At 66.9% G+C, this 1,307-nt stretch carries 2 protein-coding genes; one reads left to right on the plus strand and one right to left on the minus strand.

Annotated features, from left to right (window positions below):
• Positions 1-7: 7 nt before the first annotated feature.
• A complete protein-coding gene (locus EN750_RS34680; protein ID WP_245482898.1) occupies positions 8-460 on the plus strand; it encodes a hypothetical protein in 453 nt (150 codons plus the stop codon).
• A 51-nt stretch (positions 461-511) separates the two neighbouring features.
• Here EN750_RS34680 and EN750_RS34685 read toward each other — a convergent pair.
• On the minus strand, positions 512-1,307 hold a 796-nt coding region (locus EN750_RS34685), incomplete at its 5' end, for a PLP-dependent aminotransferase family protein (RefSeq protein ID WP_145968213.1).

Genomic DNA, 1,307 nt, shown 5'->3' on the forward strand with positions numbered 1-1,307 from the left:
GGCCGTCGTGCAGGCCGCGCAGCCGGCGTTTGCCGCGTCGTGCGGTGGCTGGAGCGCCAAGATGGAGGAAGACGAGGGCGGCAGCGTGCTGACGGCTTCGGTCTGCGGCGGGCCGAAAGGCGATGCGCATATGATGCTCACCTGTTTCGACACGCCGGTGCTGAGCTACGATCTCGGTGCCGCCGGCCAGCAGCTGGAACCTGGCATCAGCGGTTCGTTCGCGTTCAAGGCCGACGGCAAGACGGTAACGAAGACACTGCAGCTGGAGGCCATGTACAACTACTTCGTGGTCAATCTGGCGAAAGCCGATCCGCTGCTCGACCTGCTGCGCGGCAAAGGCGATGTGTCGGTCAGTTCAGCCAAATATGGCGAGATCAGCTTTCCGCTGAAGGGCTCCAGCGCGGCCATCGGCAAGGTGCTGGCGCAGTGCGGCAAGGCCGGGCCAGCGGATGGGGATTGACGGGGCTCTACAGTTCGATGCCGGCGCACCAATGAGGCGGTTCTCGTTGGCTCACCGGGCTTGCTGCCGAACCACCCCACCCAGTCGCACCGTCGCGGCCATCAACTCCTCGTCCGAAAACCCCGAAAAACCCAGCACCAGACCTTGCCGAGGCGCCCCGCCGATGAACATTGAGGACAAGGCCCTGGCGCCGACACCCGCCGCCTTCGCCGCCTCGACGATCGCGGTGTCCGGCCCGGCGTCCTTCAGCGTCGCCATCAAATGCAACCCCTGTTCGGGCACGGTTACTTCGAGGGCATCGCCGCAATGCGCCTCCAGGCCGGCGACCAGGACGTCGCGCGCGGCCTGGACGCGGCGGCGCACGCGCCGGAGATGCGCGGCGAAATGGCCTTCGTTCAACAGGTCGGTCAGCGCGCCTTCGGCCAGCGTCGAGGGGAAGCGGTCGGAGCGCGCCCTGACCGCCATCACGGCATCGAGCAGCGCTTCGGGCACCACGACATAGCCGATGCGCAGGCCGGGGAAGAGGATTTTCGAGAAGGTGCCGAGATAGGCGACACGGTCTGAACCGTCCATGCCCTGCAGCGAGGTCAGCGGCGGGCCGGCATAGCGGAACTCGCTGTCGTAGTCGTCCTCGATGATCCAGGCCTCGATGCGCCGAGCCCAGTCGAGCAAAGCGAGACGGCGGCGCATCGTCATCGTCACGCCGAGCGGATATTGATGCGAGGGCGTGACATAGGCCGCGCGCGCCTTGGAGCACAGGCTTTCGCCGATCTCGGGATCGAGCCCTTCCGCGTCGACCGGTACCCCAAAAACCCTGGCGCCGCTGCCGGCCAGCACGGCCTGCGCC

It is taken from the genome of Mesorhizobium sp. M7A.F.Ca.ET.027.03.2.1 (genome assembly GCF_003999175.1).
Lineage (GTDB): Bacteria > Pseudomonadota > Alphaproteobacteria > Rhizobiales > Rhizobiaceae > Mesorhizobium.